The following is a 15,659-nucleotide window of genomic DNA, read 5'->3' as shown; positions in this document are numbered from 1 at the left end:
TTTCCTCAACTCGGACGGCAATACCGGAGCGTTTTTTCGGGCGGAAAATTACCGCAGGGAATTTTGTGTCCCGAAAACCGGAGGCTTGAACGTGGAGGTATTCGCCCTCCGAGTTAACTTCTCTGAAGGGACTTATCAAGTGAAGCGGGGCTTATGACCGTATGTTTTTGAATAAGGATTGCAGAAGCCTATCTGTCTGTCATTTCATTTAGTCTGTCGTGGAAATCAGAGGTATTCAAACGACACCGTAAAAGAGAAGTTAATTGAATGATTCTGAATAATTTCCAATCATTACAAAGATAGTCTGTCTTTTATGAGAGATTATATGGAATGTTTCATATCTTTGTAGATAGCCATTGATTTACAATATCTTTGGCGATAATCCGGAAATAATAGTACTAACCGTCAGACAAAAGAACAATCATGGACAAAAAAGATTTGGAAAAACTGTTAATGCGATTCTCTCATTTGGGAATTTCTCATTCAAAGAATGGCGCATTATTGATTGGAAAAGCTCCACATATTGCTGAATATGCCTGGCTTAATGTTATGTATCCATGTGCTACCGAAACTGAGATCTACGATCTGGAGAAAAGATTGGGATGCGCTATTCCTAAAGTTTACAAGGATTTTCTGATGAATGTATCCAATGGCTTTGATATAATGAATTGCACATTGGCATTGCATGGCTGCCGGACATCATATAACAGGGCAGATTTGGATTCATGGTATCCGTTTAATCTTGAAGATATTCAGAAATATGAGCGGCCTAAAAATGCCACACAGGAGATGTTCTTTTTTGCTTCTTATAATTATGACTGTTCAAAGCTTTATCTTAATACATCGGATAATAAGATATACTATTGTGACCGCTATGATGCGACTCCGCTTAAATCATGGGATTCGTTATCAGACATGATTACTTCTGAAATAGAAAGGATATTTAGTCTATTTGATACGGATGGGCGAATATTCAATAGAATGGCTCCTACAACGCCGGTTGTAATATAGATGAAGGTTTATTCATAAGATTAATGTGAAGAGTTTAATTTAAGGGGATGAAGCTTTTAACCAGTTAATGCTAACTATATGGATTCTGAGAAAAATCTAGATCAAAGGAATTTAATAAAGGAAGGCGAATGGTTTTGCGCTGTTCAAGGCTTTGCCATTGCTGAAAAAGTGTATAATTTTTATTTTGAGGAATATGACCATATTCCTCAAAATAAAAAAGTAGGAGACTATAAGTTATCTGCAGTAAAATATAAATTGTTTTGTGATTTTGACGGACATCTTATAAGGCGAAATCGCTGTAAGATTTTCAACATGAGTTGGTGTAGTCCAATGAATGTAAAACTCAAAAGAGTGCTGCAAAGAAGCATTAAAGACAATCCTAAAGAATATGCCTCATTTGTCAAATTCTTAGAAAATCCCCAAGAAATGAAAGGATGGGAATTATTAGAGTACGAGATATCTCCAGACATAAAAATGAAGGCAATTCAAGACCTGGAAAGAATAAAAAATGATTTACCATCTAAATTCACGTTTCCTGAGCTGATGAAAGTGGCTGAAAATCATGGATGTGTGATTGACCTGACTGGTTTTCTAAAAGACACTTTTATGGTTGAACACTATATTCGCATCACTCTTAATTATACTTATGGAGATTGTGCCGGAAAAAGGATTTTATTTCATAATTTCGATTTTGAAATTAAAAGATAATCCTGATGTTCAAGCTGTTAAAAAGAGATGATCCTTTAAAAAATAAGAATCACAATAATCGTAACATCAATCTGAAACAACAAATTAAAGATATAAATATGAGCTATAATGAAATCTTCTCAATAATTAGAATTGGTACATACGAACAGTATGAAAAAAGTATTGCTGGGGTAGATATTGATTGCTTTAATGAGTATAAGCAAAATCTGCTGCAAGAGGCTATTGCCGCCTGCAAGAATGACATAGCAAAAGATTTAATAAATAGGAATATAGACCTAAATCATCAGGATTCAAATGGGCAAGCACCTTTGCATTACTGTGCCCAATACCTCAATATTGAGATAGCAAGGCTGCTGCTAAGCAAAAATGCGGATATAAATATTGAGGATGCCTACGGCAATAATCCCTTGTGGACTGCGGTATTTAATGCAAGAGGAGACTATCGAATGGTAGAACTATTCATCGAGTACAATGCAAATATTTACCATTTGAATAAAGCAAGACGTTCCCCATTGGATTTTGCCAAACAAATTGATGACTTAGATATGGTCAAGATTCTCCTACAAGAGAGATAGAGTAAATTTTGCAAAGTGACAGATTGTAAGGTAGATAAAACTTAGTTAGTTCAAAAATTATGATTACTACTTTCGATAAAATAGTAAATGATTTAGCTCAACTTGATTTTTTCTCTGGGTATAAATTCAGAAAAAGAGACTATTCTCTTTTCTTCAAAACAGAAAGTGGGAAGCAGTTTATTGAGTTAGACCATTGGAGAGAAAGAGACACAACATCGTCACTCGTCATATATCCTATCTATGGTGTGAGGTTTGATGTTCTCCATAAATGGTTTGAAAAATTCAGCGTGAAGACCTTACAAGATCAAAGAGACAGGGCAAGCATCAGCTTTTCAGGTAGTATGTTGGGGCTGCAGGATGAATTGAATTTTGATACAAATGGAGACGGATATTCGAATGAATTCGAAAACTTTCAAATCATTCTAAAATGTGCAGAATATGTTTTCTCCGAATATTCGTCGCTTGATAAACTGTACAATAAGACTATCTTGCCTGTATTGGATGGAGAGACTGGACTTCCTGATGTAGGAGCTGATTGGATATTCATAGACATGGCTTTGTGCAAATTGGTTGCTCCCGCCAATTTTGACAAGTTGAAACAGATTATACTGTCTCATGTTGAAAAAATGTACGCACACCAAGAACCCAATATACTGGATTATTATGACCGTTTTGAAGATATTTTTCATTATTTAGAGTATAAAGGAATATGAAAATAATGAACCAAGGTAAAATTGCTTTTATTTTCATCATATTGATAGCAATATGGACTGTATATTATGTGGGTTATACGAAAGGCATAGCCCCCATTAATTCTTTAAGAAAGAACAAGGTCTATACGACTGCTATTATTACAGATGAAACTTTCATGGTAAAAGGCCGAAACTATTATGTTTATAAATTCAAAGTTTCAGGAAAAGAATATGAAGGACATGATATTTTCTATAGAAACTCAACTATATTACCAGGAGATTCTGTACGAATTGTATATGATAATACCAATCCAGATTATTCAATGACGGTACGGGCCTATTATTCCAGTGTTTATTTACAAATTACAGGATTTTAATCAATTATAAAATTATATATGGCTATAAATAAACAAATAACAATATGTAAATCGGCAACAGAGTTTATTGTTTATCCAGAATCGAAAAATGAAATAGGATTATGGGTTGCGCATACACCTTGTTTTATTACATCGAATTGTGAAATTCATAATATTGAGAATATAATTAATGGAGCTTTACAATATAGTAATTCAGGGCTACAAATTACAAATGAGATACAAAAAAATGTCCTAAAAGAATTGCACATTAAAAGTTGGAATACATTGTATAAAACGTATAAAATAATCAGTTTGTCCTTAACTGAAAATAAAATAATTATTACACCATATGTGTATACGCAAAAAGGCGTATTTCCAGATACTAAAATAAAAGCTTTTTTCGATATTTGCGATTATAACAGTGCAATTATACAACTTCTTAAATTGTGATTCTCTATTATTCAAGTATGACGTTATGGAACGTGTTACCAGTATCACCCGAGGACGGAACAGGTGCCATAGAATGACTTACGACAGCCACAACTCCATTATTAAAGGCACTGGAGCGTAACAAGATAAAAGCAATAATTCATGAATGAGTATAAAATTATTGACAATCTTCCTTTCGGCTTTGATTTATATTCTATTTGGACAAGCTATATTTAATTTGATATATTTCTATAAACAAGGACTTAAGATTTCCAGCACACAGTAATACCATTATTTCCCCATAAATACGAGTAGAAGATTCAACTAAATATGTGATTCTGAATAATTTCCAATCATTATAAAGATAGTCTGTCTTTTATGAGAGATTATATGGAATGTTTCATATCTTTGTAGATAGCCGTTGATTTACAGTATCTTTGGCGATAACTCGGAAAGAATAGTACTAACCGTCAGATAAAAGAATAATCATGGATAAAAAAGATTTGGAAAAACTGTTAATGCGGTTCTCTCATTTGGAAGTTACTCATTCAAAGAATGGTGACATTATTTACGGGTAATTCTATAGGTGAACATTTAGATTATTATATCGATGATAATTTTGATAAAAATAACGGAGCTTTGTTAAAGTGGTGAGAATGGATTATATATATTATAGAATGTATGTATGGTACAAGAGAAAAAATGATTGTGCCATAGTAAATAGTATATTATTTATAACTTCTGTTAAATTCTTTTTGTGTTTCCCCATTATGGGGATTGTAATAGCATTTTTCGAGAGTGACAAAAATAATATGACTTTAATGTTATATTTAGTATATGCTATTTTAATGCTTATGCATTCATTGATAAAGTATATTAGGCAAACCAATTCTATATTAGAAAAGTACAAACATTCGAAATACAATAGAACAATACATAACTATGTAATATATAGCATATTACCGATAAGTGTAATTGGAGGGATACTTTTTTATGTTATACTTTATAAAACTGTTATCATTCCATATGCATTAAGAGGAAAATTCTTTTTCCTAATTGATTGTTAACAATAAGAGCGCATTTTCAACCTCTGAATTTTGAGAGTGTATCAAATTGCAATATATTTGATGCACCCTCTCTTTTTATTTTGCCTGTATAGTTCTTCATATTCACCGAAGCCGAAACATCCTGCTATGACAAAATCTTCCCCGCTTTTGTCAGCCAGCGACAGCAGGCTGTCCAAAGTATCGCAGTAGAAGAAGACTTCACCATCCATTTTCGTGTCGGAATCCATGTTCAGGACGATTCTTGCCTCCAGCATTTCCAAGGTGTCATTCCAGCGTATGACACATTCGAGAAAATACGGTTCATGTCCTTTTTCAGTACGGTACTCCTGATATTTTTCACGGATTTCCTTCTTGATTTCCTCCGGCTTCTTCCAGGCACTGTCGTCCACAATTTCAAGGCTCAGTCCCTCGACAAGCAGGCACGTGCCTCTGTCATATACCATCAGTGTACGTTTTCCCATGTGGCTTTTTCTTTTGGTCTCCCAATCGGGAATGTCCCATCGTTCGGTAGTCCATACTCCCCGGTAATCCTCCGGGACTGCGAGATATTCGCTCAGTGTCATTCTTTTCATCTTTCTGTCTATTTATGGTGAAACAAAAAGAACCTTGCAGGTCTTGCAAGGCTCTCCAAATGCGGGATAGCGGTCAAACTCGTTGCAGGCGTTCCAATCCACGCTCATCGTGTATCCTTTCGGGAAATGTGTGCCGACAAACTTATCAATCATAGCCCGTTCCTCTTCGTTCAGGCTGCCATCCTCTTCCGTTCCGTATTCCAGGGCATATATGGCCCATTCGGGGATGTTGTCCCATTCCGTCTGTTTCATGTGCGCTGCCATAATATACCGTTTATGCGGCGGAAAGTCTGCCGATTATCTCTTGAAGTTCCTGTTCCCATTTCCCGTCGCCATTGCCGAAGGATGGATAGGTAAGCTGGTACCAGTTGTGGTAGTCGAAGAGTTTCATTCTTAGCGGATAGTAATCGAACATTTTCCGGCCGTCCCTGAAGATGCGGATATGGTTTATACCCACGTTCATGGCCTGTAGTTCGTGTCCGTTTAGAATCTCATGGAATCTTTCCATCGGGGTGAAGTTGCTTCTGCTCATATCTTTCATTTTTTTGAGTTAGACATTTGCGGCTTGTCAAGCCGGTATTTTATTTCTTGCCTGCCTTTCTGTCCCGTGCCGGATTGTGCAAGGCTTTGCGAAAAAATACCGGAGCACTCGGGCGAGGATGATTTTTTCAGCAAACCCCGGAGGGGCCCGGCCTTGCGCGATCCAGCGGGCACGGGACGACCTTTGCAGGCGGAAATAAAACAGCGGTCTCCGCTTTCGTCTATTCACCGTCATTGTTTCCCTCTCCCTCTTGCTGCGGGATGAGGTGTCTCAGTTCCGGATCATTTTTTATTCTTTCCATCTCTTCTTCTATTATCTGCAACACGTCCGCCTTTATCTGCGAGTAGTTGCGGTCAATCTGTTGCTGCATGATGTCGTTTCCGTCCGCGTCCCTGAACTCGTTGATGACAGGGATTTTCTTGTAGGCTTTCATTTCCTCCGATACCTTTGCGCTGTCCACGATGATGCGGGCATGAAAAATCTTCTGGTCTATCTCTTCTCCGAAATTGTCTGCCACGCTACCCACGAATGTGCCCTGCGAGAGGTTGGCTATCTTGGAGGCGGGTATCAGGGAATCGAGCTGCGTATTGATGGAAGTCGAAGTGTCCTGACGGTTGATGGATATGGACTGCCGCTGCTGGAGTATCTTGCCGAACCGTTCCGACAATGATTTTGCCGTTTCTCCGACCACCTGTCCGCTGAAGATGTTGCCCACCGTGTTTTGGATTACCTTCGCTTCCTTGTCGCCGTAGTCGCGTGCCAGCTGCGAGAAGTCCTGGAAGCCAAGACAGACGGCCACCTTGTTGCTTCGGGCGGTCGCAATCAGGTTGTCGATACCGCGGAAATAGATGGTCGGAAGCTCGTCGATGATGATGGAACTCTTGAGCTGTCCTTTTTTGTTCACGAGCTTCACGATACGGGAATTGTACAGTCCCAATGCCGCAGAATAGATATTCTGGCGGTCAGGATTATTACCCACGCAGAGGATTTTGGGGTGTTCGGGATTGTTCAGGTCAAGGGTGAAATCGTCCCCTGTCATCACCCAATAAAGCTGTGGTGAAATCATGCGTGAAAGCGGGATTTTCGCACTTGCTATCTGGCCCTGGAGCTGATCTTGAGCTCCGCCTTGCCATGCGTCCATAAATGGGGAAAGGTAGTTTTCGAGGGACGGATACGAGGTCAGAATCGTGAAAATATCCGCATACGGCTTGTTAAGAAATTCGATTGCATGAGGAAACGTACAATACTTTCCGTCCTTATAAATCCGTAAATACCAGATAATTGCAGCGAGCAGAATAATCGGGGATTCCACGAAAAAGTCACCCTGTTTCTGTATATCGGGTAAGTCAGAGGCATTGCTGCCTCTTCCTCCCCTAAGAACCGTACGTGAGAGTTTCCCCTCATACGGCTCAAGCAACTCAATATTCCTATTTGTTATTAGAAATCGGCTCATACTTTCAACATTTTCGTTTATTTTGCTTGTAGCAGTTGTTGTGGACAAGTTGTCGTACAATCGAACCGTTAACATGTATTTCGTTGACGTTCCATGCTTTTGTACAATCTATAACTTTTCCACATAACGGACATGTCCGATTCTGCTTGTTCCATAAATATAAGAGAGACTTACGTCCCTTGAGAGATTCCAGCATTTGTTGTTCCTTTCGCTGATAGAAATAATCATCATATTCAGGGTCGAAAGGATTTGCTTCACCCTTGATTTGTTTATACGGAGTATAATGTATATCCGACAACCTTTTAAGAGTCAAGTAATTTACTTTCTTGTTCTTTGATTCATATTTCCATGCAAATGTCCATTTACGCCCCCGAACTTCGTGCCAATACTTGTCTGCCACCCAGGTTATGCGTTTCTTCGGATGACGGCGTAAAGCCCATTGTTTCGTGAGGTTATAAATGTGGTAGTCGCAATCATGAAAAGCAGCGGTTGATGCACCATATCGGTAGTAATTTCCCCAGCCTGTAATTACAGGATTGAGCATTCGTATCAGTGATTCCTGCTTACACGTTTTATGTCCTTTAACGATGTCACTGATTTTAGCTCTAAAGCGTTTCTGTGCCTCTTTTGACGGTGACGTGTATAGCCTTTTGCCAAACTTCCTTATATTGAAACCTAAGAAATCAAAACCGTTGTGTATGTTTGTAATGGTAGTTTTCTCTTCGGATAAAGTAAGACCTCGTTCTTTGAGAAATTCTATTACTATAGGTTTGACCTCGTTTTCCAAAAGCTCCTTATCCCGACCAGTGATTATAAAATCGTCCGCATATCTGATAAGATTCACTTTGTAGTGGAATGTCTTATAGTTGATGAAACGTCTTTTGAATCTTTCGGCCAAGAGTGGTTGAAGTCCGTCAAGTGCCATATTTGCAAGTGTCGGTGATATGATACCTCCTTGTGGTGTACCTTCTTCTGTCGGGAACAGTTTGCCATTGAATACAGCTCCACATTTCAGCCATTTTCTGAGTATCGTCTTATCCATAGGAATATGATTAAGAAGCCAGTCGTGGCTGATGTGGTCGAAGCAGCCTTTAATATCTCCCTCCAAAATCCATTCGGGGGAATGTTGGCGGTTTAGAACCGTGTCAATCTGACGGATAGCGTCCATTGTCCTGCGTTTCTTGCGGAAACCATAGGAAAAACGGTCGCCTGTCGTTTCGGCTATCGGTTCCAAAGCCATTAGGTATAATGCTTGCATCGCTCTGTCTTTCATTGTCGGTATTCCCAACGGTCGAAGTTTGCCGTTCTTTTTCTTGATATGAACCCTACGGAGCGGTTGAGGTTTATAACCACGGCGTTTGAGTTCATCAATTGCTTTGTACTTGCGCTTGGGAGAATCCCAAAGCTGTTTATCTACTCCAGACGTATTCTTCCCTTTGTTGGAAGTAACCCTCTTTACCGCCAATGCCTTGGCGTAAAAAGAGTGAGTAAGCATCCATTGTAAGGCTTTTACCTTATTATGTCTGCCTTCTTTCTGAGCCTTTACAATACGCGCTTGTAGCTTTCGGACATAGGTTTCACACTTGGACCAGTCCATACCGTCCCAAGTCTGATTCCTGTTGTCAGCAGGCGCACACGATGTTTTAGTTTCGTTCATTTGCTTTCCTCCTTTTGAAAGTTCTATAAGTTATCTTGTAAAGAGTTACCATATACGGAAGTCTGCCCACTTTCGTGTCGGATGATGTCACCAACAGCAACCCGTGATGTCGATTCAATCCGTATCCACCCCATTACAGGATGGCGTTCGCTTTTTCCGTTATCTCATACCTGCACCCCATTCGGCTTGCCTTGCGGTTTGCTTACTCGTTTTCTTACGAGAGAGATACAGGCTTGCCCTGTTCCACGTAATTGACAAACGGATAGTTTAGGTTCTGCCAAGTCCGCCGGCAGTTCTATGTCCGTGTAACCCTAACATGGGCAAGGGTTATCCGACTGCTTACCTTTTGGTGAGAGCTAAAGTATCTTGCGCTCCTTCAAACCTTACGACGGCTAAAGTCAGTTCACTTACGTTAACCATGCTATCCAGCCTCGCCACTTGGCAGTATGATACTAACCACCCTTGACTTTCCCTCACGGTTCAGTCTTGTCCTTTCGGAAAGTGTACTTTGTCCTATAAGCTTGGCACAACCCATCACTGGAGATGCACCTTATAGTAGGCTACCGCTGACGGAACAGCGGGTTAAATCTTACAATATACATTGTTGTTTAACAATCAATTACGTGACTTTCCAGGTCACACCCAGGTCTTGTTCAAATTGAGCATTATTGTGTAGGCTGATTCGTAGGCATCGCTGATGTCTGCCATGAATCTCGGATTGATCGGATTGCAGCGGTGGCTGCGTCTGGGGTCGTCGAAATTGATGACGTAGAATTCCGGTTTGACCTTGTAACTCTGCCTGTGTTTGAGCAGATGGTTGTAGGCTATTTCCGAGAGGTCAGGAAACTTGTAGTCGTAGATATACATGGCAAAGGATTTCTCGATCTGCTGTTTGATGTAGTTGTTCACCACGGCATAACTCTTTCCCGAGCCCGGGGTTCCCAGCACGATGGAGGCTCGGAACGGGTTCACGATGTTAATCCAGCCGTCCCATTCCTTGCCCTGATAGACAAATTTCGTGGGCAGGTTGACGGAATACTCGTTTTCCATAAGCCTGGTTTCCTGCATGAAACTTTCGTTGGCGGTGTTGAACACATCCTCCATGAGGTTGTGCTTCAGCATACGGCTGATCCATATTCCCGACATGAGCAGGAGAATGTAGCCTGCGGTGAGCGTCAGCGTATATGCGGCCGCATTCACCGTCGGGTTGAACGGCAGGTCGAGCATCCACCAGTTCATGAAGAAAAGGACGATGCCGCCGAGGAAGGCGGCGTATATCTTCCGCCACGTCATCTTCTGGTTCTTGACCCCTTTCGTACCCAGGCACGAAAGGCCCAGGAATATGAAGGCAAACACTTTCGTCACAAGCAGGTTGCTGAACAGTCCTGCCGTCCTTTGGAAGTTCAGCAGGATTCTGTCCACGACTCCAATGTTGATACCCATGTCCACGAATGTCCCGTAGCAGAACCAGTAGACGTGGATGACAATAAACACGATGGAAATGGCACGCATGAACTCCATGACCTTGGCCAGTCCTCTCAAATCATCTTCTTGTTGCATAACTGTAAAAATTTTGATGGTTGGTAATTGACAATCAGGATATGCCGCGTGAACGGCGTTTTTTCTTCTTTTTCTTGCGTTGCAGTTTGCGGGCGAGTGCCTCTTCCTGTGGGTCAGGATCGTTGATGTCGGGACTGAATATCCCGAAAGCCTGCTCGATGGTACTTTCCATGCTGTCGGAAAGGCTTTCCCGGGTGCCGGCATATTGTCCGGGAGCTTCCTGTTCCGGAAATTCCTGCGGCCTGCTGAAAAACTGTTCGAAGGCGTTGGCGGAAAATTCCTTGCCCAGACGGGAGCCGTTATATACCTCACGGTTCTTGTGGTCGATGAAAGTCACGCCGTAGATGCGGCCTTCCTCGTTTTCCCTGAACACCACATCGATACCCTTTTCCCCGAGAATCCGGATGAAGTCTTCCCGGTTTCCACGGCATCCGTGCATGGCCAGTGCGACGGTGTCATGGATTTTCGGCTGCCACTTCCGGTTCCTGAAGTCACGGACATTGACGGCAATCCTTTTTTCTATCCCTTCGTAGCCGAAGCGCTTGCCGATGAGCGAAGATTTGATAGGCGTGCATACCGGCCTGCCCGTATCGTCTGTCAGGGTATATACGATACCGTTGTATGGTGAACCTTCAAATTCTCCCCGAACCTGTTTGGCCTCGATGTTGAAGCATGAGAGCATGGCGCTGAACTCCCCGAATGTCTGGAAGCGGTAGGCGGTGAACACGCTCTTGAGGATATTGCCGACCTGACGTTTCACGTCCCCGTCCCGGTAGTCCGCTTTCTTTAGATACGGTGCCAGCAGTTCGTTCCGCTTGTCTGCCACAGGTTTGAGCCCGAATTTGTTTTCCAGTTCCCGGCAGGCTTTCATCGAGCGGTTCCATTCGTATGCGTCACTGATTTTCTCGCCGTTCTCCTTCACGCAGGTGGAGACGATATGGACATGCCTGCGGTCAATGTCTTCGTGCAGATAGACGATGTAGGGCTGGTCGCCGTAGCCCATCTTCTGCATGTACTCGCGTGCCAGTTCCGCGAACTGCCCGTCCGTGAGGCGGTCGTCCACCGAAGGATTCAGGGAGATGTGCAGTACCGGCTTCTCCGTGTTTCTGTTGGCGGCGAGGTAGCTCTCGAAAGCCCACAGCGTCTGCTGCATGACATTGTGGGGATTTCCGCTGAGGTCGGTAATCATGCGGTTGCCCGCGATGATACGGGCGGTTGCCTCGTCCACTTTACGCTGGTTGTAGATGACCGCCCCGTATAGCGATACACCCCGGTTGATTTTAGCCACCATTCTACTGTTCCTCCTTCCTTCTTTTTATCAGGTATTCCTCCTCGAATTCCCGGGTAAGCATGACAATCCGCTTGCTCAGTACCACCAGGTCAATGGTAGCTTTCTCCAGATTTCGTAACAGGGAGAATGCCCGTTTCTCGCCGAAATTGGACTTGACAGCCTTCACCGTCTGGTTGTAGTTGTTGCCGATGGCCTGGAACTGGTGGTAGAAATTTGTCAGCCTGATGTAGTAGTCCATCGCCGCCTTGTCGATTCTGACCACCTTCATTTCGCGTCCGAAAATCATCGCCTTGATGAACTTGGAATGCTGTTTCAGTCCAGATTTCTGGAACAGGATTTCAAAGTGGCCGTTCTCTTCCGAGTTCAGCCGTACCACATAGCGGTGTACCGCCGGGTCTGTTTTCGGTTTCCGTCCCGCACCTTTTCTTGTCTTTCTTTTACTGTTTTCTTCCATACGCATTGAGATTTTCTGTTGCTGATTTTCCGTCATGGATTTCCGACTTTGGAGGAAATCCCTCCCGAGCCTTCAGGCGAGCGGCAAGTTTGTTTTGAGTGCCCGAATTTATTTCGGGTGCCTCAAAACACAACTTGCTATGTTCGCTTGAACATGAATTTGCCTGAAGTCAAATTGAGGTTTGACCTTCAGCCTCATTCTTCGGCTTCGGGATAGCTCCATCCGGCATCCATTCCGTTGTCGGTGGCAAAGTTACGATGGTATATCTATCTGTAAAACAGTTGATTATATGTAACAAGATGTCATACGGTGACAAGAGTCGTCACCGTCCCTAGATGATGGTGGTTATTCGAGAAAATCCCCTTTTATTTGCAGTGCGGACGGTTGCGACCGGCCTTCTGATAGCGGAATAATGGTCATATTATCCGATGATTCCGGTAACGGTCGGGATGATGGAAGCAATATCGGACGGGACTGTTGACGGATTGTCATGACCAACAGACAGACCGCGGATGAAAGCGATGTCGGAAAGATGCGGTAACAGTCGCATTAAAGGTTATGACACCGGATGATACCGTTAACGGATGCGGATTCGGATGGTTGGAAAGAAACGTCTGCGGATTCACGGATTAGTGGATGACACCGGTATTTATTCAATAACAATTAAAAAGAAAGACTTATGAGTAAAGAAACTTTGTTCGTTGCGATCAGCAACCAGAAAGGAGGGGTCGGGAAATCGGCCCTGTCCGTAGTGCTTGCCAGTTACTTCCATTTCGAGAAGGGGCTGAATGTGGCCATCGTTGACTGTGACTCTCCCCAACACAGTCTCGTACGTATGAGGGAGCGTGACAAAAAGGCTGTTTCCAACAGTGCCTATTACCGGCAGCTGATCAAACAGCAGTGGAGCCAAGTGCAGAAAAAGGCCTATCCCATTGTAGGTTCTACCGCTGAAAAGGCAAGGGAGGCGGCTGATGAGATTGCGGCAAGCGGAGATTACGACCTCATCTTTGTGGATCTTCCCGGAACGGTCGAGTCCACCGGGGTATTCCGTACGATTGTCAATATGGATTACGTGCTTACTCCCACCGTTCCGGACCTGATTGTGATGCAGAGTACGCTGGCATTTGCCACGACCGTGCTTGACCACATCAAGAAGATGGAAAATACCCCGTTGCTCAAGGACATCTTCTTTTTCTGGAACAAATTGAAAAAACGTACCAATGTGGAGATTCTCAGGTCATACTCGGAAGTCATGAGGGAGCTGCATCTGACAGTCCTTGACAGCACGCTTCCTGACCTGTGCCGTTATGAAAAGGAGATTACCCATGCCAAGCGTGCTTTTTTCCGTTGCACGCTGATGCCACCTCCGGCCAGGCAACTGGAAGGCAGCGGACTGGTGGAACTTGCGGAAGAGCTTATTGTCAAACTTAAACTCGGACAGTCATGAAAAAGAAAATCGTAGAGGTGGACGAAGATGTCCTGAAGGATATCATCGTCGGCGACATACCTGTTTTCGGCAAGGACAGCCCCGCCCCGAAAGAAAAGTCAGTGGAACATCAGGAAGCGAAAAGCCCTGCCGCAACCGTACCGGCAGATGCTCCAGCGGAAAAGCCCGCCGCGGAGAAGCCCAAAAGGAAAAAGGATGAATCCTTCGGATACCGGGAAAGGTTTCTGGTCAATATACCCGCTTCAAACCGTTCCCATGTGTATATCAACCGTGAAGTGGCCGAGTGCATCAAACGGGTACTGCCTGTCATCGCCCCGGAGATGAGCATATCCGGCTTTATCAGCAATATCCTTGTGGACCATCTGCAGAAACACTGGGACGAAATCAACGAATTGTATAACAAAGAGTATTATAAACCATTAAAACCATTTTGATTATGACACAGATTATTTTTCAGGCCATTGTTGCCTGTTGCTGCATTTACTCTGTTTACAGATTGTCTTTGTTTATTTTCCGTAGGCTGTTCAAGGGCAGGAAAAGCGGAAAGGATGTCCGTGACGTTTCTGTTGAAACGGCAGACATCAAAAGACATGACAATGGGGATGATGATGCTTCCAAAATAACATTTGAGGTACTGGAAAACCTATCCGCTTTCAAGTCTCCGGGAACTGGTTCTTATAAATTCTCCTATCTGGTAAGTTATCCTGTAGGCAACCGGATACAAGTATATATCAACCGGGAGAGTTATGCCTACATCAAGCGTTTTCTGGCAGTTACCGCTCCCGAGGTTTCTATTTCCGGTTTTGTAAACAGGATTATAGATGAACATTTGAAGAAGTACGAGCATGAGATGTCAAAGCTGTACATGGAATGTATTACCAAACCTTTATAATTATGACTGAGATATTTTATTTTACCGTAAAGGCAGTATGTGCTGTCTATATATTGTGCCATTTGTGGACATTCATTTTCCACAGACGTATGTACGGAATATGGGACCGCATTTTAAGACTGATGCGGATTGCCCGTGTCAGAGTGTGGAGATACCGCAGACAACGCAAGGAAGAGGCGGAGCGTCGTGCCCGCAGAAAGGCAAGGCGCAGAAAGCCGGAAACGGATAACTCCAAAGGAAAAACCGAAACGGTTGTTCCGTCCTCTTCTTCGGATGACGATGATGTGATAGGCAAGACAAAGGTCATCTATCTGGAAGACCCGAAAGTTGCAAGGATGACTCCAACCCGTTCCGAGCCGATGGAGAAAATTCCATTGGAGGAAGACGAGGATATCGGTTCTGATGATGTGGAGCAGGAAAACAAAGGGCTGACGGAAGAAGAGCGTGAGGAACTGATGGCTCCCGTAGATACCGAACCCGACCCGGATTTCAACACGGCATTGACAATCGAGGAAATAAACAACGTAGCGGAAGTACTTACTTCCGGGATTGTTGATGACCAGAAAGCCCTGCGTGCCGCAAGAACCATCCATTACAAACTGAGTGAAACGGAGATATTGGCTTTCCTGACCGACAAGCTGAGCAACTTGGAGAAGGTGAACGGTTTGCTTGACAAGTATCTGGGAAACCGGAGGGGCGTATCAGGGAGAAAAGGCAGTAAGGAAGATGAGCCTTTCGATATAGATAAGTATGCGTGATCAAGAAGTTCAAAAGTGGCCAGCCTGAAACTGTCAAACCATTGAAGGAGATACAGGTTGAATCTGAAAGAGTGATACGCATATGAAAACTTTGGTTTCATACCCCTGCTTCCCCTTTTCGTATTTAGGGAGAAGTGGGGGTATTTCATGAATAGGGATATGAAGCCTTTATCCGGTTTACACAGGCAGGAAGTGT

Annotated in this window: 18 protein-coding genes and 2 pseudogenes; 11 read left to right on the top strand and 9 right to left on the bottom strand. The window is 43.1% G+C overall.

Going from position 1 to position 15,659, the window contains the following annotated elements:
• The first annotated feature begins 423 nt into the window (after positions 1-423).
• From BQ7489_RS15980 to BQ7489_RS15955, 6 genes are all read left to right on the top strand, one after another.
• Positions 424-1,011, top strand: coding sequence for an SMI1/KNR4 family protein (locus BQ7489_RS15980; protein WP_072531874.1), 588 nt, complete (start codon positions 424-426; stop codon positions 1,009-1,011).
• Between the two features lie 78 nt (positions 1,012-1,089).
• On the top strand, positions 1,090-1,719 hold the full coding sequence (locus BQ7489_RS15975) for a hypothetical protein (protein WP_072531873.1): 630 nt from the start codon (positions 1,090-1,092) through the stop codon (positions 1,717-1,719).
• Between the two features lie 5 nt (positions 1,720-1,724).
• On the top strand, positions 1,725-2,294 hold the full coding sequence (locus BQ7489_RS15970; protein WP_204352757.1) for an ankyrin repeat domain-containing protein: 570 nt from the start codon (positions 1,725-1,727) through the stop codon (positions 2,292-2,294).
• A 59-nt stretch (positions 2,295-2,353) separates the two neighbouring features.
• On the top strand, positions 2,354-3,007 hold the full coding sequence (locus BQ7489_RS15965) for a hypothetical protein (protein WP_072531872.1): 654 nt from the start codon (positions 2,354-2,356) through the stop codon (positions 3,005-3,007).
• On the top strand, positions 3,004-3,363 hold the full coding sequence (locus tag BQ7489_RS15960; RefSeq protein ID WP_072531871.1) for a DUF3592 domain-containing protein: 360 nt from the start codon (positions 3,004-3,006) through the stop codon (positions 3,361-3,363). The genes BQ7489_RS15965 and BQ7489_RS15960 overlap by 4 nt, the downstream gene beginning before the upstream one ends.
• 18 nt (positions 3,364-3,381) lie before the next feature.
• Entirely contained in the window at positions 3,382-3,792 is a 411-nt protein-coding gene (locus BQ7489_RS15955; RefSeq protein ID WP_072531870.1) for a hypothetical protein, read from the top strand.
• A gap of 1,087 nt (positions 3,793-4,879) precedes the next feature.
• Here the strand turns inward: BQ7489_RS15955 and BQ7489_RS15945 are convergent.
• From BQ7489_RS15945 to ltrA, 5 genes and pseudogenes are all read right to left on the bottom strand, one after another.
• Entirely contained in the window at positions 4,880-5,410 is a 531-nt protein-coding gene (locus tag BQ7489_RS15945) for a hypothetical protein (protein WP_072531868.1), read from the bottom strand.
• Between the two features lie 12 nt (positions 5,411-5,422).
• On the bottom strand, positions 5,423-5,674 hold the full coding sequence (locus BQ7489_RS15940; RefSeq protein WP_083580649.1) for a DUF6926 domain-containing protein: 252 nt from the start codon (positions 5,672-5,674) through the stop codon (positions 5,423-5,425).
• A 10-nt stretch (positions 5,675-5,684) separates the two neighbouring features.
• Complete coding sequence (locus BQ7489_RS15935) at positions 5,685-5,942, bottom strand: hypothetical protein (RefSeq protein WP_072532246.1); 258 nt, start codon at positions 5,940-5,942, stop codon at positions 5,685-5,687.
• A 229-nt stretch (positions 5,943-6,171) separates the two neighbouring features.
• Positions 6,172-7,287: pseudogene (locus tag BQ7489_RS15930) on the bottom strand (TraM recognition domain-containing protein); the annotation flags it as partial.
• A 121-nt stretch (positions 7,288-7,408) separates the two neighbouring features.
• Complete coding sequence (gene ltrA, locus BQ7489_RS15925) at positions 7,409-9,061, bottom strand: group II intron reverse transcriptase/maturase (RefSeq protein WP_072531866.1); 1,653 nt, start codon at positions 9,059-9,061, stop codon at positions 7,409-7,411.
• An 81-nt stretch (positions 9,062-9,142) separates the two neighbouring features.
• Between ltrA and BQ7489_RS17605 the strand changes: the two genes are divergently transcribed.
• Positions 9,143-9,316, top strand: coding sequence for a hypothetical protein (locus BQ7489_RS17605; RefSeq protein WP_162617829.1), 174 nt, complete (start codon positions 9,143-9,145; stop codon positions 9,314-9,316).
• Between the two features lie 384 nt (positions 9,317-9,700).
• Here the strand turns inward: BQ7489_RS17605 and BQ7489_RS15920 are convergent.
• From BQ7489_RS15920 to BQ7489_RS17870, 4 genes and pseudogenes are all read right to left on the bottom strand, one after another.
• A pseudogene (locus tag BQ7489_RS15920) lies at positions 9,701-10,621 on the bottom strand (YWFCY domain-containing protein); the annotation flags it as partial.
• A 34-nt stretch (positions 10,622-10,655) separates the two neighbouring features.
• A complete protein-coding gene (mobB, locus tag BQ7489_RS15915) occupies positions 10,656-11,912 on the bottom strand; it encodes a conjugal transfer protein MobB (protein WP_072531864.1) in 1,257 nt (418 codons plus the stop codon).
• Between the two features lies 1 nt (position 11,913).
• Entirely contained in the window at positions 11,914-12,372 is a 459-nt protein-coding gene (gene mobA, locus BQ7489_RS15910; protein ID WP_072531863.1) for a conjugal transfer protein MobA, read from the bottom strand.
• A 415-nt stretch (positions 12,373-12,787) separates the two neighbouring features.
• Entirely contained in the window at positions 12,788-12,916 is a 129-nt protein-coding gene (locus BQ7489_RS17870) for a hypothetical protein (protein WP_262483195.1), read from the bottom strand.
• Positions 12,917-13,045: 129 nt separating this feature from the next.
• On the opposite strand from BQ7489_RS17870, the gene BQ7489_RS15905 reads away from it, so the two are divergent.
• From BQ7489_RS15905 to BQ7489_RS15890, 4 genes are read left to right on the top strand one after another with little or no spacing between them, the layout of a single operon-like run.
• Complete coding sequence (locus tag BQ7489_RS15905) at positions 13,046-13,813, top strand: ParA family protein (protein ID WP_072531862.1); 768 nt, start codon at positions 13,046-13,048, stop codon at positions 13,811-13,813.
• Positions 13,810-14,247: a DUF3408 domain-containing protein gene (locus BQ7489_RS15900; protein ID WP_072531861.1), complete on the top strand. Its 438-nt coding sequence runs from the start codon at positions 13,810-13,812 to the stop codon at positions 14,245-14,247. The genes BQ7489_RS15905 and BQ7489_RS15900 overlap by 4 nt, the downstream gene beginning before the upstream one ends.
• 2 nt (positions 14,248-14,249) lie before the next feature.
• Entirely contained in the window at positions 14,250-14,705 is a 456-nt protein-coding gene (locus BQ7489_RS15895) for a DUF3408 domain-containing protein (RefSeq protein ID WP_072531860.1), read from the top strand.
• A gap of 2 nt (positions 14,706-14,707) precedes the next feature.
• Positions 14,708-15,463 (top strand): DUF4122 family protein, encoded by a 756-nt coding sequence (locus tag BQ7489_RS15890; RefSeq protein ID WP_072532245.1) that lies wholly within the window; start codon positions 14,708-14,710, stop codon positions 15,461-15,463.
• Positions 15,464-15,659: the final 196 nt, after the last annotated feature.

The sequence above is a fragment of the Bacteroides ilei genome (genome assembly GCF_900128495.1).
Taxonomy (GTDB): domain Bacteria; phylum Bacteroidota; class Bacteroidia; order Bacteroidales; family Bacteroidaceae; genus Phocaeicola; species Phocaeicola ilei.
This window is presented reverse-complemented; position numbering and strand designations above follow the sequence as displayed.

Bases quoted from the DNA above. Each gene is read 5' to 3' on its own strand.
- BQ7489_RS15905 (WP_072531862.1), top strand. From the start codon at position 13,046: ATGAGTAAAGAAACTTTGTTCGTTGCGATCAGCAACCAGAAAGGAGGG.
- BQ7489_RS17605 (WP_162617829.1), top strand. From the start codon at position 9,143: ATGATGTCACCAACAGCAACCCGTGATGTCGATTCAATCCGTATCCAC.
- BQ7489_RS15890 (WP_072532245.1), top strand. From the start codon at position 14,708: ATGACTGAGATATTTTATTTTACCGTAAAGGCAGTATGTGCTGTCTAT.
- BQ7489_RS17870 (WP_262483195.1), bottom strand. From the start codon at position 12,916: ATGCGACTGTTACCGCATCTTTCCGACATCGCTTTCATCCGCGGTCTG.
- mobB (WP_072531864.1), bottom strand. From the start codon at position 11,912: ATGGTGGCTAAAATCAACCGGGGTGTATCGCTATACGGGGCGGTCATC.
- BQ7489_RS15935 (WP_072532246.1), bottom strand. From the start codon at position 5,942: ATGAGCAGAAGCAACTTCACCCCGATGGAAAGATTCCATGAGATTCTA.
- BQ7489_RS15955 (WP_072531870.1), top strand. From the start codon at position 3,382: ATGGCTATAAATAAACAAATAACAATATGTAAATCGGCAACAGAGTTT.
- BQ7489_RS15980 (WP_072531874.1), top strand. From the start codon at position 424: ATGGACAAAAAAGATTTGGAAAAACTGTTAATGCGATTCTCTCATTTG.
- mobA (WP_072531863.1), bottom strand. From the start codon at position 12,372: ATGCGTATGGAAGAAAACAGTAAAAGAAAGACAAGAAAAGGTGCGGGA.
- ltrA (WP_072531866.1), bottom strand. From the start codon at position 9,061: ATGAACGAAACTAAAACATCGTGTGCGCCTGCTGACAACAGGAATCAG.
- BQ7489_RS15975 (WP_072531873.1), top strand. From the start codon at position 1,090: ATGGATTCTGAGAAAAATCTAGATCAAAGGAATTTAATAAAGGAAGGC.
- BQ7489_RS15900 (WP_072531861.1), top strand. From the start codon at position 13,810: ATGAAAAAGAAAATCGTAGAGGTGGACGAAGATGTCCTGAAGGATATC.
- BQ7489_RS15965 (WP_072531872.1), top strand. From the start codon at position 2,354: ATGATTACTACTTTCGATAAAATAGTAAATGATTTAGCTCAACTTGAT.
- BQ7489_RS15970 (WP_204352757.1), top strand. From the start codon at position 1,725: ATGTTCAAGCTGTTAAAAAGAGATGATCCTTTAAAAAATAAGAATCAC.
- BQ7489_RS15940 (WP_083580649.1), bottom strand. From the start codon at position 5,674: ATGGCAGCGCACATGAAACAGACGGAATGGGACAACATCCCCGAATGG.
- BQ7489_RS15960 (WP_072531871.1), top strand. From the start codon at position 3,004: ATGAAAATAATGAACCAAGGTAAAATTGCTTTTATTTTCATCATATTG.
- BQ7489_RS15895 (WP_072531860.1), top strand. From the start codon at position 14,250: ATGACACAGATTATTTTTCAGGCCATTGTTGCCTGTTGCTGCATTTAC.
- BQ7489_RS15945 (WP_072531868.1), bottom strand. From the start codon at position 5,410: ATGAAAAGAATGACACTGAGCGAATATCTCGCAGTCCCGGAGGATTAC.